13 protein-coding genes are annotated in these 16646 nt (G+C 62.0%); 8 read left to right on the top strand and 5 right to left on the bottom strand.

What is annotated here, in order from left to right:
- The 5 genes from ACODRW_RS13965 to ACODRW_RS13945 form a co-directional block, all read left to right on the top strand.
- The coding region (locus ACODRW_RS13965; RefSeq protein WP_488905995.1) for a hypothetical protein at positions 1–1586 on the top strand (1586 nt) is incomplete at its 5' end.
- On the top strand, positions 1583–2158 hold the full coding sequence (locus ACODRW_RS13960; protein WP_488905994.1) for a hypothetical protein: 576 nt from the start codon (positions 1583–1585) through the stop codon (positions 2156–2158). The genes ACODRW_RS13965 and ACODRW_RS13960, both read left to right, overlap by 4 nt.
- A 416-nt stretch (positions 2159–2574) precedes the next feature.
- Positions 2575–3042 (top strand): hypothetical protein, encoded by a 468-nt coding sequence (locus ACODRW_RS13955; protein WP_488905993.1) that lies wholly within the window; start codon positions 2575–2577, stop codon positions 3040–3042.
- Between the two features lie 36 nt (positions 3043–3078).
- Positions 3079–4194 (top strand): hypothetical protein, encoded by a 1116-nt coding sequence (locus tag ACODRW_RS13950; RefSeq protein WP_488905992.1) that lies wholly within the window; start codon positions 3079–3081, stop codon positions 4192–4194.
- A 9-nt stretch (positions 4195–4203) separates the two neighbouring features.
- Entirely contained in the window at positions 4204–4677 is a 474-nt protein-coding gene (locus ACODRW_RS13945; protein WP_253315609.1) for a hypothetical protein, read from the top strand.
- A 264-nt stretch (positions 4678–4941) separates the two neighbouring features.
- Here the strand turns inward: ACODRW_RS13945 and ACODRW_RS13940 are convergent, their stop codons facing one another.
- Both ACODRW_RS13940 and blaCRH read right to left on the bottom strand, forming a co-directional pair.
- A complete protein-coding gene (locus ACODRW_RS13940; RefSeq protein WP_488905991.1) occupies positions 4942–5271 on the bottom strand; it encodes a hypothetical protein in 330 nt (109 codons plus the stop codon).
- 369 nt (positions 5272–5640) lie between these two features.
- A complete protein-coding gene (blaCRH, locus tag ACODRW_RS13935; protein ID WP_253315607.1) occupies positions 5641–6513 on the bottom strand; it encodes a CRH family carbapenem-hydrolyzing class A beta-lactamase in 873 nt (290 codons plus the stop codon).
- 273 nt (positions 6514–6786) lie between these two features.
- Here blaCRH and ACODRW_RS13930 point away from each other — a divergent pair, with 273 nt between their 5' ends.
- From ACODRW_RS13930 to ACODRW_RS13920, 3 genes are all read left to right on the top strand, one after another.
- Positions 6787–7197, top strand: a complete 411-nt coding sequence (locus ACODRW_RS13930) for a CesT family type III secretion system chaperone (RefSeq protein WP_081544576.1) — start codon at positions 6787–6789, stop codon at positions 7195–7197.
- 54 nt (positions 7198–7251) lie between these two features.
- Positions 7252–8223: a protein kinase family protein gene (locus tag ACODRW_RS13925; protein WP_253315606.1), complete on the top strand. Its 972-nt coding sequence runs from the start codon at positions 7252–7254 to the stop codon at positions 8221–8223.
- A 507-nt stretch (positions 8224–8730) separates the two neighbouring features.
- On the top strand, positions 8731–8991 hold the full coding sequence (locus ACODRW_RS13920) for a hypothetical protein (protein WP_227108020.1): 261 nt from the start codon (positions 8731–8733) through the stop codon (positions 8989–8991).
- A gap of 52 nt (positions 8992–9043) precedes the next feature.
- Here the strand turns inward: ACODRW_RS13920 and ACODRW_RS13915 are convergent, their stop codons facing one another.
- From ACODRW_RS13915 to ACODRW_RS13905, 3 genes are read right to left on the bottom strand one after another with little or no spacing between them, the layout of a single operon-like run.
- Positions 9044–10435 carry an efflux transporter outer membrane subunit gene (locus ACODRW_RS13915; protein WP_488905990.1) on the bottom strand — a complete coding sequence of 464 codons (1392 nt, stop codon included), beginning with the start codon at positions 10433–10435 and terminating at the stop codon, positions 9044–9046.
- Positions 10436–10440: 5 nt separating this feature from the next.
- Complete coding sequence (locus tag ACODRW_RS13910) at positions 10441–13539, bottom strand: multidrug efflux RND transporter permease subunit (RefSeq protein WP_488905989.1); 3099 nt, start codon at positions 13537–13539, stop codon at positions 10441–10443.
- Positions 13536–16637, bottom strand: coding sequence for an MdtB/MuxB family multidrug efflux RND transporter permease subunit (locus ACODRW_RS13905; protein WP_488905988.1), 3102 nt, complete (start codon positions 16635–16637; stop codon positions 13536–13538). Before ACODRW_RS13905 ends, ACODRW_RS13910 begins: the two co-directional genes overlap by 4 nt.
- Positions 16638–16646: the final 9 nt, after the last annotated feature.

Here is a 16646-nt window from a genome sequence, read left to right as displayed (position 1 = left end):
GGCTGGGCGAGACGGTGGCGCGGACGATGGCGGTCAACGCGATGACCCAGGGCGTGGGCATGGCCACCGGGCTGCAAAAGTCCTTCAACTGGACCTCGGTGGCGGCCAGCGGCGCGGCGGCCGGGGCCAGCGGCTGGATGGGCGACAGCCTGGGTTGGAACAGTTCGGATCCGGTGGCCGGCGTTGGTTATGGCACGTTGCGCGGCCTGGTGTCGGGCGGAATCCAATCGCAACTGACCGGCCAGCGTCCGAACTGGAGCGCGATCGCGGCGGAATCGTTTGGCAGCGCGCTAGGGGACCAGGTGGTGAGCGGCATCCAAAGTCAGGATAGGGCACGGCAACAGCAGAAGGCGGCGTTTGCCAAACAGGTACGCGACTGGGGCTTTAGCGGCCGGGCGGAAGCCCTAGAGCCGGCTTGGCTCAGCCTGGATTCATTGAGCAACGAGGCTGCTTATGCTGTGGTGGACGACGAGCCGGTGGCACAACGCGCGACGGCGGCCAAGGCCCAAGCGCCAAGCAAGTCGCGACAGAGGCTGCCTGCGGGTAAAGATGAAATGGTGATTTCTATTGTAGGTGGGGGTAACTATCCAGGAGAAGCTGAGTATGACCCGTCCAGAGTCCAGGCCTCTCGTACTGAATTGCAAGGTATGTTCAGTCCGAAAGAATTTAGTTGGAACTATCTATTAGGCCAAATGCATGGCGTGGCGAAATTCGCTTTGAATAGCGTGGATGGTTTGGCTCGGACTGCTGCGGACAGCTTGTATCAGCTGGGTGATATCGTTAGCCTTGGTATGGGTCATGATAGCTCAATTGCCCAAGGGGTATGGGCACGGCAGAATGTGCGAGGACAAGCCGTCACTTCTTTGTTGAGTGACCCGGTCGCATCAGCGTTGGGGTTCGTCGATTCGTTGAATAATCGTCGTCAGCAGGCTGATGTTTTGGAGAACATGGGGCGGGATTTTGAAGCGGGCTCCATGCGTGCACAACTGGGGTTGGATGTAGGAACGATGTTTTTCGGGGGTTCTGTCCGTAAGGTGTTAGGGGCGGAGGGATTGTCTTTGCCAAGTACGATAGCATCTTCTGATTTGGGGGTGCTGCTTGGCCGTGGTGGTAATAAAGATGTTTTTGCCTATAGAGAGAGCCAAGCGGTTGGCGTGTTGAGATCTGGTAAGAATCCTCAAGTCTTGGTGGAGGAGCTTAGATTGTTAACGCAACTTGATGAGCTAGGGTTACCCACCGTAAATGCTAGGGGACCTATTAATGTTGCAGGACAACCAGGTTTGGTGTTTGATCGCTTTGCACAGGGTTCGAAAGAGATTGTTAGGCTTGAAAATGGGAAAATACGTATTGTTGGAGAGTCTCCACTTTTGAATGCGCAAAGTGTGGTTGATCTTCAAGGTATTAGGAGCGCTATGGAAACAAAGAAAATTCAAATCAATGACCTTCAATTTTTGATTAGTGAACGAGGTCGAGTTGTGATTGCTGATCCGCTTGCTGTTAATGTTAATACGGTGCCATCAAAAAATAATCTGCGAATGATTGACTTGCTGATTCAATCCGCCAAGCGAAATGGACCATTTAAATGAAAGCATCCATGGTGAATCCAATGCCTCCTTTGATAGCTGCTGATTACTTAAAATCATTTGTTGGTCTTCGTGCGACAAGACTTGTTCGTTATAGTTGGTGGCCTGCAGAGGAGGCAGCAGTAGAGTGCAATGTTGATAGGTCAGCTGTTTTTTCATTGACAGCTGGGCCTTTGAGTGTGCAATTTGAGAGTGGTGAGATCATGGGGGTTGCTAGTGATCCGGCTATAAATAGTGTCATTGTTTGGGATGAGAGTGCTCGATGTCATGCCTCCCTATTTTCTACTTTAGATCAGGATGAGGAGTTGTTTCCGATATCTGCTCAGGATGAGTTGTATGCGTCTGCTTTTTGGAGGGAGATTGTTGGGTCGGTTTTGATTGAGCTGACGGTGCTGAAGAAGAGAGTGATGAGTGCTAAAGAGGAAGGGGTGCCGAGTGAGCTGGGTCTGCGTTTTGTTTTTCAAAATGGAAAGAGTTTCATTGCATCCCATGGTTTGCATGATGGTTCTGATGATTTCTCTGTTCTAGAAGAAAAGAAAATTTCAATAACTGAATTGGTTGAGCTTGAAGTGTAATGAGCGTTGTGGCCTATTGCTATTGTTGCAGCCCCTCGGTCCCTTAATTTTTCACGTTGAGTGCTTCCCGCGTCACAACAGTGATCACTTCATTTCTGTGCTTGGCTTCTTTCTTAGCGTGGTTGGTGTAGCAAGTAGCGTGGGCCAGCGACAAGGCTTGCCCACGCAACACTACCTTTGGCCGCGCCGTAATTTATAGGCCCAAGCCCCTGCCAAAGTCCCACTAGGGACTTTGGTCGTTCATGAGGCTCAAGCTAGTTCCTGCATCTGCATCGTAGTTTGCTGCAAGCTATGGGCGAAAGGCTCCACGGCCGTACGGTGCACTCGCAGGGTGTGACACCCGGCTATAAGTCCCTCCATTTGTGCACTTAGCCGTCGGGCATCGCGCCGCGTATGAGGCGGCGCCGCTGGGTTCAATGGCTAGCCAGGGCGTGGCGATGGCAATGGGGATGCAGGACCGCTTCTCCTGGGGTCAGGTGGGGTTGTCGGCGTTCTCGGCGGCGGCGACCGCCGGCCTGGCGGGCGCGTCCAACACCTCCTCTTTGTCGGCCTTTGCCGGCAAGGGGCTGGGCGAGACGGTGACGCGGACGATGGCGGTCAACGCGATGACCCAGGGCGTGGGCTTGGCCACCGGGCTGCAAAAGTCCTTCAACTGGACCTCGGTGGCGGCCAGCGGCGCGGCGGCCGGGGCCAGCGGCTGGATGGGCGACAGCCTGGGTTGGAACAGTTCGGATCCGGTGGCCGGCGTTGGTTATGGCACGTTGCGCGGCCTGGTGTCGGGCGGAATCCAATCGCAACTGACCGGCCAGCGTCCGAACTGGAGCGCGATTGCGGCGGAATCCTTCGGCAGCGCGCTGGGAGACCAGGTGGTGGGCAGCATTTAGAGTAGGGATCAGCAGCGGCAACAGCAGCAACAACGCTTGGCTGACGCGATGGCCGAACAGCTTGCCGAAGCCAAGCAGACCCGTTACGACACGCGCGGAGTGATGGTGGCGGATGGGGGTAAGTGGTCGCGCGGGCAGGAGATCTTGAGTGATGCCGGGCCGGGCTACTCGGTGGATGGTACGGCCTTGCGACAGGTGAGTCAGCCATTGCAGCCGTTGGCGGTGGACGATTATGATCCGTCCAGAGTTGAAGTGCCTGCACAAATGCGGGAAATGACCGAAGCAGAAGGTTTCTTTGCCTTCAACCCGGTAGGTCAGACAATAAGAGCGGTTGGTCGGGCAGGCATGGGTCTGCTGCGCGAAGGTGATGCTTTCTTTGGGGATGTGCTGAACCGAAGCCAATCTGGTATGGCCAGCTTGTTGGGTATTGAAGGTAATGCAAGCCTGGATGCCCAAAGCCAGTTCTTCCAATCGGTGGATCAGAAGGGGTGGGGGACGACGCTGGGCTACACCGCTTGGGGCATGATGTCTGGTCCGATGCGAACTACTGCTGATTTTGCCAGCGGTTTATACCTACACAGCCCGGACCGAATTGGTCAGTCTGGGTTCGAGTTGTTGTCGATGGGAGCTGGAGGTTTAGCAGCTCGAGGATTGAGATTGACGGGGGCAGGTGAGGGGTGGCCTTTAAATTTTCAAATGGGACCTGCTCATAATGTTGCAAATTATTCTCGTTTGAAGAGTTATTATCGTTCACTTGATTTCGATTATATTTCGCCTGGTGAGTTAAATTTAAATGCACCACCTCCACTTGATTTGAGCAGAGCTTATGTGTCACGTAGTCGTAATGGGGAGGTCCTTCCATTGTTGATGGATGACAGAAAAGTTGTCGTTTACCCAATGGTGGAGGCGGAGGGGAGGGCTCATACTGCTCTTGGCTCTACTGTAAGTAGCCGAACGGGTGTGACTTATAGACAGTCTGCAATATTTATCAATGGTAGTGGTATACCTTGGGGGCGGGTTGATTGGTATGATTATGGCTTGCCATTGGATCATCCGAGAGTACATATCCACCCATTGAAACCTCTTATGAATAAAAGTGGAGTTGTTGTTGATTGGCAACAAGGGAATATCGCCCCATTCTTTGGTCATTGAGGGTTGAAAATGGATGCTATTGTTTTTTTGCTTGTAAATGGAGTGAAGGACTGGGGTTGCGAGAGATTTGAGGCTGCTCATGCTCGTCGATTAAGTGAAATGGGGGTTGATCCAGTTGCTTATAGATGGAGTGATCATATTAATTTGTTGCCTCGTCCCATTCCGCCGGAGCTTGTAAAGCATATTTCTGATTCTGAGGGTTCGTGGCGCTGTTATGTTCTTGAAGGCGATTTCCTTGAAAAAATAGAAGAAGAAGTAAATAATTGGGTAGATGAGTGGGATGTGATTGATCCTGATTTGGGTGGTTTGATTAGAATGGCTTTTTTGCTGTCGCCTGGCGCTATCTTTGCTTTTGAGCCTCAAGGCGAGGTGGTTGACTATGTTTATAGTCAGAAAAACTCTGATTGGGTTTATCTGAAAATTAGAAGTGTTCTGGATAGGAAGGAAAAATTGGAAGGGTTTATTGCAACTGGGGCTTCTTGAGGTAAGCCTTGGCTCAAGGTCCCTTGTAGGATTGTGATTGTCCAGAAGGGTTATGCCAATTGTGTGCCTGCATCGTAGTCTATTGCAAACAACCAGCGAAGGGCTTCAGCAAGCAATACCTCGGCTCTTACTCCCGCAAGTAGGGTGGGCAAGCCAAAAGGCTTGCCCACGCAGCACCTTGGCAACACCTCTTTGACCGCGCCGTAATTTATAAGCCCAAGCCTCCCCAAAAGCCCCTCGCGGGGCTTTGGGCGTTAATAAGGCTCAAGCCAGTTCCTGCATCTGCCTCGTAGTCTGTTGCAAACGATGGGCGAAAGGTTCCAGCAAGCAATACACCTGCTCGCACTCCAGTGTGCCTAGATTGGGTTGCTCCAACATGGTTACTAGTGTCGTCAAGGCGGTGCTGACTTGGCCGAATTCCAGGCTGAGCAGATGGAGGCTGTGATCGAAATGCTGGCAGGATTCGTCGAGCTGGTGCAGCAGCGGGTCGATTGGGTGGAGCGAGGTATTTTGCTGGCGCAAGCTTTTCAGCTGGAACAGCAAGGTTGACAGGCTTGGGATGTAGTGGGACTGGGAAGGCATGGTGCTAGGCATGGTAAGCCTCCAATAGTGAGCGATGAAGCCCACCGTCCGACGCTAACCGGGGCGGCGGGAACATGGCAGGATTAGCGTTACCGGCACTATGGAACCGGCGCGTGCAAGCACGCTCCCACCATGACCCGCCTGAAAGCAGACGTATCTATAGTGTGTCCGGACAAAAAATGCCGCATGTGCGGCTGTCCGCCATAGTGTTTCGGAACGCTAATCCCGGTGCTATAAACAGCACGGCCGGATTATCACGTGCTTGTGGCGGGGAGGCAAGGGTTTCGCATTGCTTCGCAGCGAAACCTGCGCCGACGGGGCTTGAACCTACGTCATGGCCCGCTACCAGCAACGCGGCCCCTCGGCCGCGCCTCATCCAGCTTACTTCTTCACGTTAAACGCTTCCAACGCCGCCCGCGCCGCGGCGGCGATCACTTCGTCGCTGTGCTTGGTTTCTTTCTTGGCGTGCTTGGTGTAAACCGCCAGCACGATGGGCGCGCGTTTGGGCGGCCAGATCACTGCGAAGTCGTTGGCGGTGCCGTAGACGCCGCAGGTGCCGGTTTTGTCGCCCACTTCCCAGCCGGCCGGCACTGCGGCGCGGATTCTGGCGTTGCCGGTGGTGTTGCCTTTCAGCCAGTTCGCCAGCTGTTGGCGCTGCGGTTCCGGCAGCGCCTTGCCCAGCGCCAGTTTTTGCATGCTTTCCGCCACTGCCTTGGGGGTGGAGGTGTCGCGCGGGTCGCCGGGGATGGCGGAGTTCAGTTCCGGCTCCCGGCGGTCCAGGCGGAAGCTGGCGTCGCCGATGGAGCGCATGAAGGCGGTCAGGGCGGCGGGGCCGTTGATTTCCTCGAGCAGCAGATTGGCCGCGCCGTTGTCGCTGTATTGCACGGAGGCGGCGTTGAGTTCGGCCACGGTCATGCCGCTTGCCTGATGTTTGGTGGTAATCGGGGACCAATTAGGCAGAGTCGTCTTGCTGTAGCGGATGCGTTTGTCCAGCAGGCCCGGTTTTGCTTGGCTCTGCGCCAGCACCCCCGCCGCCAGAAAGCCTTTGAAAGAGCTGCACATGGGAAAGCGTTCGTTGGGACGATTGGCCACGGTGGCGCCGGAACCGGTGTCGATGGCGTAGACGCCGATGCTGCCGCCAAAATCGCGCTCCAGTTTGGCCAGCTTGTCGGCGGCGACGGCGAGCGGGTCCGCGGCGACGGCCTGGGTCAGCGGCGCGGCTAGCGATGCGAATAAAATCAGATGCTTGAACATGGTTTGGGTCCTTCTGTCTGGTGGGAAAGTGTGGCGCTATCCTGATGGCGAAGGCTTGGGCTGTAAATCGCGCAAACTGTAACGTCTGTAACTTTTTGCGCCGGCGGCAGCGGTGAGGCGGGGTGTCGCCGCCGGGCGTAATCAGGCGCGGAGCCGTCTGAGGAGGGACTGCGTCATGCCGGCGCAGGTGGCGCGCTTGGGCGAATTCTGGAAGTGCGCCGCGCACCGGCGAAGGTATAAAGCGGCATTCGCCATTTCGCTTGTAGGATTTTCATGCCGGACCTGATCGCTTTTCATCGCTGCGTCGCGGAGCTGTTGCAACACCTGGGTTTTGACGCGCCGGAACTGGCCGCGGATCAGGAGGTGCTCAGTCTGCAGTTGGAGCAGCGCTTCTCCCTCCATTTTGTCTGTCTCGATCAGGATAGCTGGTTCATGCAGGCGGACCTTGGCGACGCCTTGCCGTCGCCCGGTCCCGCCGTGTTGGCGCAGGCCTTGCGCCGCAATCAGCTGGCGATTCAAGCCTGGCAGCCGGTGGTCAGCCTGGATCAGGACGAGCGGTTGGGCTGCTGGTTGCGTTTGCCGTGCCAGGGCTGCGATTTGCCGTCGATGGCGTCCGCCCTGGACGCCGTGATTGTCTGCGCCGAAGAGTTGTTGTCGGCGGTGGACGAACTTGTCGTTTGTTAAACCCTTGTTCCGCCTATAAGCCCTGATGGGCAAACTCCTAAGAAAAGGACACTCATGAGCACGATTTCCACCCATATCCCCATGCGCGGGCTGCACTCCGCCCAGGCTTTGCGCGAGAGCTGCGCCGATGTGAACGCCGACAAGGCGCGCATCGGCATGCGCAAGGACGGCACTTTGGTGCTGTACACCGGCCGTTCTTATTTGCTGCATCCGGATCAGACCCGACGCGCCAGCGAGTTTCTGCGCCAGCTGGACCCGCAGCAGGCGGAGTCGGGGTCGCGCCGTTTCCGCCTGGTCGATCTGATCACCAGCCTGAATACCGTCTCCAATGGCCGTCGCGCCCAGCCGCAGGCGGATGAGCCGGCTGCCGCTAGCCGCACCCGCCGTTTGCGTTTTGCCGACGAGACCGCTCCAGTGGCGGAGAAGCGGCCGGTTCAGTCCGCGCCGCGCGCCGAGGCCGATGGCGCCGGCAAGGGTTTCAGCGCCGCCGGCTCTCGCGGCCGAGTGCAGCAGGCCGGCGATATGGTGGTCAAATCCTTCAAGGCGATGGACAAGGGCGCCGTCGCTCATGAGCTGGCGATGTGCAACAGCCATCTCAAGGCCAGCCAGCGGGCCCTGCCGGAGGCGCGGATGCAGGGCGATACGCTGGCGATGCCCTTTATCGCCGGCTCGACGCCGACCACGGAGGAGGTGAAGGGCGCGGTGGGCGAGTTGTTCCGCCTGGGCTTCATGATGGGGGACCCGTCTTCGGCCAATTTCGTCAAAACCGAGGGCGGCAAGGTGGTGCCGGTGGATTTTGGCCTGATGTTCAAGACGGGCGAGCGCGGCGCGGTGTGCCGCAGCGTGATGAGCGAGATCGTGCATGACTACGTCAAGGGCGGCTATCGCTTTGTGCCGGAGCCTTTGAAGGGCGATTATCTGGCGGCGATGCGCGAGTTCGATCAGGTGTTGGGCAAGGACAGCCCGGCGCGCAATGTCAACGTCAAGAAGCTGCAGATGGCGGGCTGGTTCAATAAGACCCGCTAACAAACCCCCTGATCCTGCGTTGCGCCGACTTGCCTAGGTCGTAAAACTGAGTTTTGTTAGCCATGGCCCATCCGTCTGATGGGTGGCTGTGGAAACGGCGTGCTCCTGCTCGGGATGCACGCCGTTTGGCTTTCTTTCCGTCCGCGACGCCGGCGCCTTGACGCTGCTTGCCCGGCTCAGTACCCTGTGGCTCGCGCTGCACCCAATCACGCCGCGCCGGGAGTAGAAGCCCAGAGTCACTTGATCGCAGACAGGAGGTGTCCGCTTTGGCACTTCTACGTCTGCTGCCATGCATGCCCATCCTGGGCGGGCCGTGGCAGGGAGCCTTAACGGGCTACCGGTCTTTGGTCGAGTGAACCGGTCTTCTACCCTTGTCACGAGCCTGCTCAAACCTGCCGCTCGAGCGGGCCTTCTCTCAGGAAACGACTTGGAGGCCGCGATGCGATCCTTCCTTTTTTCTCCCCGTTTTTCTCTTGATCCGCTGTCCTGGCCACAGGAGGCGCGGCTATGAACGCCCTATGCGAGGTAGACGAGCGCCGGCAGTTGCTGGGCCGCGTGCTGGACGCGAGCCAGCTGGGGCTGGAGGCTTTGGACCTGGTGATCCCCGCCGTGGAGGCGGCGGAGCGCTTGTGCCTGAGTCTGGATGCCGAGGACGGTGTGCCGATTGCCGGGCTGTGCCGGCTGGTGCGTTGGGCGATGGAGGACTACCACGGCATGCTGGACAATGTGCGTGAGGAGGCGGCCACGGCTTTGAGCGATGAGGGGTGAGAGGGGGCGCTCCGCGAGTCTTGCAATCTCCCGCCCTAGGCGCCGCCGCTCGCTATGGGGCCGGCGTCGGCACCTGCCAGCCGCCGCCCAGCGCGGCGATCAGCGCCACGCTGCCGGCGTATTGCCGGTTCTTCACGTTCCACAGCGTGCTTTCCGCGTTGATGCGGCCGCTTTGCGCGCTTAAGACATTGAGATAGCTGACGGTGCCGGCGCGGTACTGGTTCAGCGCGATGGTTTCCGCGCGCCGGGCGGCGTCCAGCGCGGCCTGTTGCGAGGCGGCTTCCTCGCCCAGCAGTCTTTGCGCGGCCAGATTGTCTTCCACGCTCTGGAAGGCGGACAGCACGGTCAGGCGGTAGCCGGCGACGCTGGCGTCGTAGGCGGCGACGGCTTGCTCTTTCTGGGCGCTGCGCAGGCCGGCGTCGAACAGGCTGAGCGCCAGCGCCGGGCCCAGCGACCAGACGCGGTTGGGCAGGCTGACCCAGTCGGCGAAGCTGGCACCGCGATAGCCGCTGCTGGCGGACAGGGTGAGGGTGGGGAAGAAGGCGGCCTGGGCGACGCCGATTTCGGCGTTGGCCTGCGCCACCGCGCGTTCGGCGGCGGCGATGTCCGGGCGGCGTTCCAGCAGTTGCGAGGGCAGGCCGGCGGGGATGCTGGGCAAGCGCGGTTCGGCGCCGGGCGCCGGCAGGCTGAAGCTGGCCGGTGTCTGCCCCAGCGCGGCGGCGATGGCGTGTTCCAGCTGGGCGCGGGTTAGCTGTTTGTCCGCCCGCTGCGCCTGGGCGCTTTGCCATTGGCTTTCGGCCTGGGCCACGTTGGCGTCGGAAACAATGCCGGCCTGGTATTGATTGCGGGTCAGCTTCAGCGTTTCCGCCAGCGCTTGTTCATTGGCTTGCAGTTGCCGCAGTTGCAGGTCGGCGACGCTGATTTGCAGATAGGCGGTGGCCAGCTGCGCCTGGGCGCTGAGGCGTATCGCCGCCAGTTGCGCGGCGCTGGCTTGGGCTTTGGCGGCGCCGGCTTCCACGGAGCGGCGCAGGCCGCCCCACAGGTCCAGCTCCCAGCTGGCGTTGGCGCTCAGGTTATAGCTGGTGGACGTGGCCTGGCCGGGGGAACTGACGCCGCGGCTTTGGCCGGCGCTGAGGCCCAGGCTGGGAAAGAGCCCGGCTTCGGCCTGCTTCAGCAAGGCCTGGGCTTGGCGGTATTGGGCTTCGGCCTGGGCGATGCCTGGGCTTTGCCGGTTCAGGGTGTCCATCAACTGGTCCAGCCGCGGGTCTTGGTAGATGCGCCACCAGTCGCCGCGAGGCACTGCATCTTGCGGCTGGGCGCTTTTCCAGCGGCCGTCCTCTTTGTATGCAGCCGGCACGTCCAGCTTGGGCTTGGCGTAGTCCGGGCCCAGCGCGCAGCCGGCCAGCAACAGCGCGCAGGCCAGCGTAAGGCTTTGTGTTTTCATGGGTTTCATTCCTCGGCTCCGCGGTTCAGCGCGGCGCGCGCGGGCCGCCAGCGGCGGCACCACAGCCGGAAGCGGTCCAGATACAGGTAAACGACGGGGGTGGTGTACAGGGTCAGCAGCTGGCTGAGCAGCAGGCCGCCGACGATGGAGATGCCCAGCGGGGTGCGCAGCTCGGCGCCGTCGCCGCGGCCCAGGGCCAGCGGCAGCGCGCCGAACAGCGCGGCCAGCGTGGTCATCATGATGGGGCGGAAGCGCAGCAGGCAGGCCTGGCGTATCGCCTGTTCCGGCGTCATCTGCTGTTCGCGCTCGGCGTTGAGCGCGAAGTCTATCATCATGATGGCGTTCTTTTTGACGATGCCGATCAGCAGCAGCACGCCTATCAGCGCGATGACGTTGAATTCGCCGCCGGTGGCGATGATGGCGAGCAGCGCGCCGACGCCGGCGGAGGGCAGGGTGGAGAGAATGGTGACCGGGTGCACCACGCTTTCATACAGCATGCCCAGCACGATGTAGACGGCGATCAGCGCGGCCAGGATCAGCAGCGGCTGGCTGTCCAGCGAGGCCTGGAAAGTTTTGGCGCTGCCCTGGAAGCTGCCGTGGATGCTGCTGGGCAGGCCGACGCCGGCCAGCGCCTGGTTGATGGCGTCGGTGGCGTCGGACAGCGCGGCGCCCGGCGGCAGGTTGAAGGAGACGGTGGCGGCGGCGAACTGGCTTTGGTGGTTGACCGACAGCGCGGTGTTGCCGGGCGCCCAGCGGGCGACGGCGGACAGCGGGGTGGGCTGGCCGCCCGGCGTTTGCAGGAAGATGCTGTCCAGGCCGTCCGGGCCTTGCCAGTATTGCGGCGCCACTTCCATCACCACGCGGTATTGGTTGAGCGCGTTGTAGATGGTGGATACCTGGCGCTGGCCGAAGGCGTCGTTGAGCGCGGCGTCCACCTGGGCCTGGGTCAGGCCCAGCCGCGCCATGGCGTCGCGGTCGAAGACCAGGGTGGTTTGCAGGCCTTTGACTTCTTGATCGGTGTTGACGTCGGCCAGCATGGGCAGCTTCATCAGCGCTTGCTGCACCTTGGGCGTCCATTCGCGCAGTTCGGCCAGATCATCGCCTTGCAGGGTGTATTGGTACTGGGCGTTGCTGGAACGGCCGCCGATGCGGATGTCCTGCACCGCCTGCAAAAAGAGCTGGGCGCCGGGTTCGCGCGCCAGGGTTTTGCGCAGCCGGGCAATGACTTGGTCCGAGCTTTCTCCGCGTTGGCTCAGCGGCTTGAGGCTGACGAACATATTGGCGCTATTGCGTTGGCCGCCGCCGGTGAAGCCGAGCACGGCGTCCACCGCCGGGTCTTGGCTGACCACGGTGATGAAGCGCTGCAGCTTTTGCTGCATGGCCTGGAAGGAGATGTTCTGGTCCGCGCGTATCATGCCGTTGAGCCGGCCGGTGTCTTGTTGCGGGAAGAAGCCCTTGGGCACCGCCAGATAGAGGTAGACGTTGAGGCCTATGGTGGCGGCCAGGATCAGCATCATCAGCGGGCCGTGGCGCAAGGCCCAGTCCAGGCTGCGGCGATAGCCGTCCAGCATGGTGTCGAAGACGCGTTCGCTCCATTGAAACAGCCGGCCGGGAGGCCGTTCTTCGCGTGGTTTGAGCCAGCGCGCGCAGAGCATGGGGGTGGTGGTCAGCGAGACCAGCAGCGACACCAGGATGGCCACGGACAGGGTGACGGCGAATTCGCGGAACAGCCGGCCGATCACGCCGCCCATCAGCAGAATGGGAATGAAGACGGCGATCAGCGAGACGCTCATGGACAGTACGGTGAAGCCCACTTCGCGCGCGCCGCGCAAGGCGGCTTGCATCGGTTTCATGCCGTCTTCGATGTGGCGGGCGATGTTTTCCAGCACCACGATGGTGTCGTCGACGACGAAGCCGGTGGCGATGGTCAGCGCCATCAGGCTGAGGTTGTTGAGCGAGAAGCCGGCCAGGTACATCACGGCGAAGGCGCCCACCAGCGATACCGGCACGGTGATGGCGGGAATGGCGGTGGCGCGGCCGTTGCGCAGGAACAGGAAGACCACCAGGATGACCAGGGCCACCGAGATCAGCAGGGAGCGTTCCACTTCCTGCAGCGAGGCGCGGATGGTGGGGCTGCGGTCCATCACCACTTGCATGTTGATGGCGGCGGGGATGGAGGCTTGCAGCTGCGGCAGCAGCGCCTTGACCCGGTCTATGGTTTCGATGATGTTGGCGCCGGGCTGGCGGAACAGCATCAGCATCACCGCCGGCTGCTGCCCCAGGAGGCCGGCGTTGCGCAGGTCCACCACGGAGTCCTTGACCTCGGCCACGTCGGCGATGCGCACCGCGGCGCCGTCTTTGTAGCTGACGATCAACGGCAGGTAGTCGCTGGCCTTGGTGGCCTGGTCGTTGGCCTGCACCTGCCAGTGGCGCTCGTCGTTTTCCAGAAAGCCCTTGGGCCGGTTGGCGTTGGTGCCGGCGATGGCGCCGCGCACGGTTTCCATGCCGATGCCGTAGTGGTTGAGCTGGCGCGGGTTCAGTTCCACCCGCACCGCCGGCTGCGCGCCGCCGCCCACGTTGACGTCGCCTATGCCCTCCACCTGGGCCAGCTTCTGGCCGAGTATGGTGTCGGCGGCGTCGTACATCTGGCCGCGGCTCAGGCTGTCTGAGGTCAGCGCGATGATCATGATGGGCGCGTCGGCGGGGTTGACCTTGCGATAGGTGGGGTTGGACGGCATGCCGGTGGGCAGCAGCGAGCGGGCGGCGTTGATGGCCGCCTGCACGTCGCGCGCGGCGCCGTCGATGTCGCGGTCCAGCTCAAACTGCAGGGTGACGCGGGTGGAGCCCAGGGAGCTGGACGAGGTCATTTCCGTGACGCCGGCGATGCGGCCCAGCGCCCGTTCCAGCGGGGTGGCCCCGGTGGCTGCCATGGTCTCCGGGCTGGCGCCGGGCAGGCGCGCGCTGACGGAGATGGTGGGAAAGTCCACTTGCGGCAGCAGCGACACCGGCAGCAGCTTGAAGGCCAGCAAGCCGGCCAGCAGGATGGCCAGGGTCAGCAGAGTGGTGGCCACCGGGCGGCGGATGAAGGGGGCGGAGGGGATCATGCCTCGCCCTCGGCGCTCAGTTTCGGCTTGGTCTTAGGGCGGAGGCGGCGCGCCAGCCGGTCAAAGGCCAGGTAGATCACCGGGGTGGTGAACAGGGTGAGCACTTGGCTGAGCAGCAGGCCGCCCACCATGGCCACGCCCAGCGGCTGGCGCAGCTCGGAACCCATGCCGCCGCCCAGCATCAGCGGCAGCGCGCCCAGCAGCGCGGCCAGCGTGGTCATCAGGATGGGGCGGAAGCGCAGCAGGCAGGCCTGGTAGATGGCGTCGCGCGGGCTCATGCCGCGCTCTCGCTCGGCCTCCAGCGCGAAATCTATCATCATGATGGCGTTTTTCTTGACGATGCCGATCAGCAGAATGATGCCGATGATGGCGATGACCGATAGATCGTTGCCGGATAGCAGCAAGGCCAGCAGCGCGCCGATGCCGGCCGAGGGCAGGGTGGAGAGAATCGTGATGGGATGAATATAGCTTTCGTACAGCACGCCCAGCACGATGTACATGGTGACGATGGCGGCCAGGATCAGCCACAGGGTGTTGGACAGCGAGGCCTGGAAGGCCAGCGCCGCGCCCTGGAACTTGGTGTCTATGCTGGCCGGCAGGCCCAGTTCGGCCTCGGCCTGGCGGATGGCGTCCACCGCCGCGCCCAGGGAGGCGCCGGGGGCCAGATTGAAGGACACGGTGGCGGTGGGGAATTGCCCCAGGTGGTTGACGGCGAGCGCGGCGGGGCGCTCCTCTATGCTGGCCACCGCGTCCAGCGGCACCGGCCCGCCGTTGGCGGTGGGCACGTACAGGCTTTTCAGCGACAGCGGGTCTTGCTGGTGCTGCGGGTCCACTTCCAGCACCACGCGGTATTGATTGGTCTGGGTGAAAATGGTGGAGATCAGCCGCTGGCCGAAGGCGTCGTAGAGCGCGTTGTCGATGGCGGCGGTGCTGACGCCCAGGCGCGCGGCGGTGTCGCGGTTGATGTTGACGTAGGCCTGCAGGCCCTGGTCCTGCAAATCGCTGGCCACGTCGGCCAGCTGCGGCAGCCGGCGCAGCGTCTCCACCAGCTTGGGCGTCCAGGCGGACAGGTCCTCGGCGCTGGTGGCTTGCAGGGTGAACTGGTATTGGGTGCGGCTGACGCGGGAATCTATGGTCAGGTCCTGCACCGGCTGCAGGTAGAGCGCCATGCCCGGCAGCGCGTCGGCCTGGCTTTGCAGCCGGGCGAGCACGGTGCGGATGTCGTCGCGTTCCGCCTTGGGTTTGAGGTTGATCAGCAGCCGGCCGTTATTGAGCGTGGCGTTGTTGCCGTCCACGCCGATGAAGGAGGACAGGCTGTCCACCGCCGGGTCTTTGAGCAGACGCTGGGCCAAGGCTTCCTGCCGGCGCGCCATGGCGCTGAAGGAGATGGATTGCGAGGCCTCGCTGACGCCCTGGATGGCGCCGGTGTCTTGCAGCGGGAAGAAGCCCTTGGGCATGGCCAGGTAGAGCGCGGCGGTCAGCGCCACGGTGGCCAGCGCCACCAGCAGGGTCAGCGTCTGCCGCTCCAGCACCCAGCTGAGCATGCGGCCGTAGCGGGCGATCACCCGGTCGAAGAAGCGGCCGCTGGCGTGGTAGAAGCGGCCTTGCTTGTCTTCCGGCACGTGTTTGAGCAGGCGCGCACACATCATCGGCGTCAGCGTCAGCGAGATGAAAGCCGAGATCAGGATGGACACCGCCAGGGTGACGGCGAATTCGCGGAACAGCCGGCCCACCACGTCGCCCATGAACAAGAGCGGAATCAGCACGGCGATCAGCGAGATGGTCAGCGAGATGATGGTGAAGCCGATCTGCTTGGAGCCTTTCAGCGCCGCGGCCATCGGCGTTTCGCCGTCTTCGATGTAGCGCGCGATGTTTTCTATCATCACGATGGCGTCGTCCACGACGAAGCCGGTGGCGATGGTCAGCGCCATCAAGGTGAGATTGTTGATGGAGAAGCCGGCCAGATACATCACGCCGAAGGTGCCCACCAGGGACAGCGGCACCGCCACCGCGGGGATGACGGTGGCCGGTACATTGCGCAGGAACAGGAAGATGACCATCACCACCAGGGCGATGGCCAGCATCAGCTCGAACTCCACGTCCGCCACCGAGGCGCGTATGGTCACGGTGCGGTCGCTCAGCACCTTGACGTCCACCGCGCCGGGCAGGGCGTCGCGCAGCTGCGGCAGCAGGGTCTTGATGCGGTCCGCCACCTGGATCACGTTGGCGCCGGGCTGGCGCTGCACATTGAGAATGATGGCCGGGGTGGCGCCGGCCCAGGCGGCCAGGCGGGTGTTTTCCGCCGAATCCACCACCTGGGCCACGTCGGACAGGCGGATGGGCGCGCCGTTGCGGTAGGCGATGACGACGCCGCGGTATTCGTCGGCGGACTTGAGCTGGTCGTTGCCGTCTATGGTGGAGGCCTGGCGCGGGCCGTCGAAGCTGCCCTTGGCCTGGTTGACGTTGGCGCTGGCGATGGCGGTGCGCACGTCTTCCAGCGTCAGGCCCAGCGAGGCCAGCTGGCGCGGATTGGTCTGGATGCGCACCGCGGGGCGCTGGCCGCCGCTGATGCTGACCAGGCCCACGCCGGGCACTTGCGACAGCTTCTGCGCCAGCCGGGTGTCGACCAGATCCTCCAGCTTGGTCAGCTGCAGCGTGGGCGAGGTGACGGCGATGGTCATGATGGGGGTGTCCGCCGGATTGACCTTGCTGTACACCGGCGGATTGGGCAGATCGGAGGGCAGCAGATTGCCGGCGGCGTTGATCGCCGCCTGCACTTCCTGCTCGGCCACGTCCAGGCCCAGTTCCAGGCCGAACTGCAAGGTAATCACCGAAGCGCCGCCGGAGCTGGTGGACGACATTTGCGACAGGCCGGGCATCTGGCCGAACTGGCGCTCCAAGGGCGCGGTGATGGAAGAGGTGATCACCTCCGGGCTGGCGCCCGGGTATTGGGTGACCACCTGGATGGTGGGATAGTCCACCTCCGGCAAGGCGGACACCGCCAGCATGCGCCAGGCGGCGAGGCCGGTCAGCAGGATGGCGATCATCAGCAAGGTGGTGGCCACCGGCCGCTGGATGAACAGACGGGAGGGATTCATGCCGTCTCT

The organism is Chromobacterium sp. FG89, assembly GCF_057808735.1.
Note: the sequence above shows the minus strand (reverse complement) of the source record. Positions and strands in the feature narration are given on the sequence as shown.

Coding starts and splice junctions, on each gene's coding strand:
- ACODRW_RS13960 (WP_488905994.1), top strand. CDS start 1,583: ATGAAAGCATCCATGGTGAATCCAATGCCTCCTTTGATAGCTGCTGAT.
- blaCRH (WP_253315607.1), bottom strand. CDS start 6,513: ATGTTCAAGCATCTGATTTTATTCGCATCGCTAGCCGCGCCGCTGACC.
- ACODRW_RS13905 (WP_488905988.1), bottom strand. CDS start 16,637: ATGAATCCCTCCCGTCTGTTCATCCAGCGGCCGGTGGCCACCACCTTG.
- ACODRW_RS13920 (WP_227108020.1), top strand. CDS start 8,731: ATGAACGCCCTATGCGAGGTAGACGAGCGCCGGCAGTTGCTGGGCCGC.
- ACODRW_RS13925 (WP_253315606.1), top strand. CDS start 7,252: ATGAGCACGATTTCCACCCATATCCCCATGCGCGGGCTGCACTCCGCC.
- ACODRW_RS13955 (WP_488905993.1), top strand. CDS start 2,575: ATGGCTAGCCAGGGCGTGGCGATGGCAATGGGGATGCAGGACCGCTTC.
- ACODRW_RS13945 (WP_253315609.1), top strand. CDS start 4,204: ATGGATGCTATTGTTTTTTTGCTTGTAAATGGAGTGAAGGACTGGGGT.
- ACODRW_RS13915 (WP_488905990.1), bottom strand. CDS start 10,435: ATGAAAACACAAAGCCTTACGCTGGCCTGCGCGCTGTTGCTGGCCGGC.
- ACODRW_RS13940 (WP_488905991.1), bottom strand. CDS start 5,271: ATGCCTAGCACCATGCCTTCCCAGTCCCACTACATCCCAAGCCTGTCA.
- ACODRW_RS13930 (WP_081544576.1), top strand. CDS start 6,787: ATGCCGGACCTGATCGCTTTTCATCGCTGCGTCGCGGAGCTGTTGCAA.
- ACODRW_RS13910 (WP_488905989.1), bottom strand. CDS start 13,539: ATGATCCCCTCCGCCCCCTTCATCCGCCGCCCGGTGGCCACCACTCTG.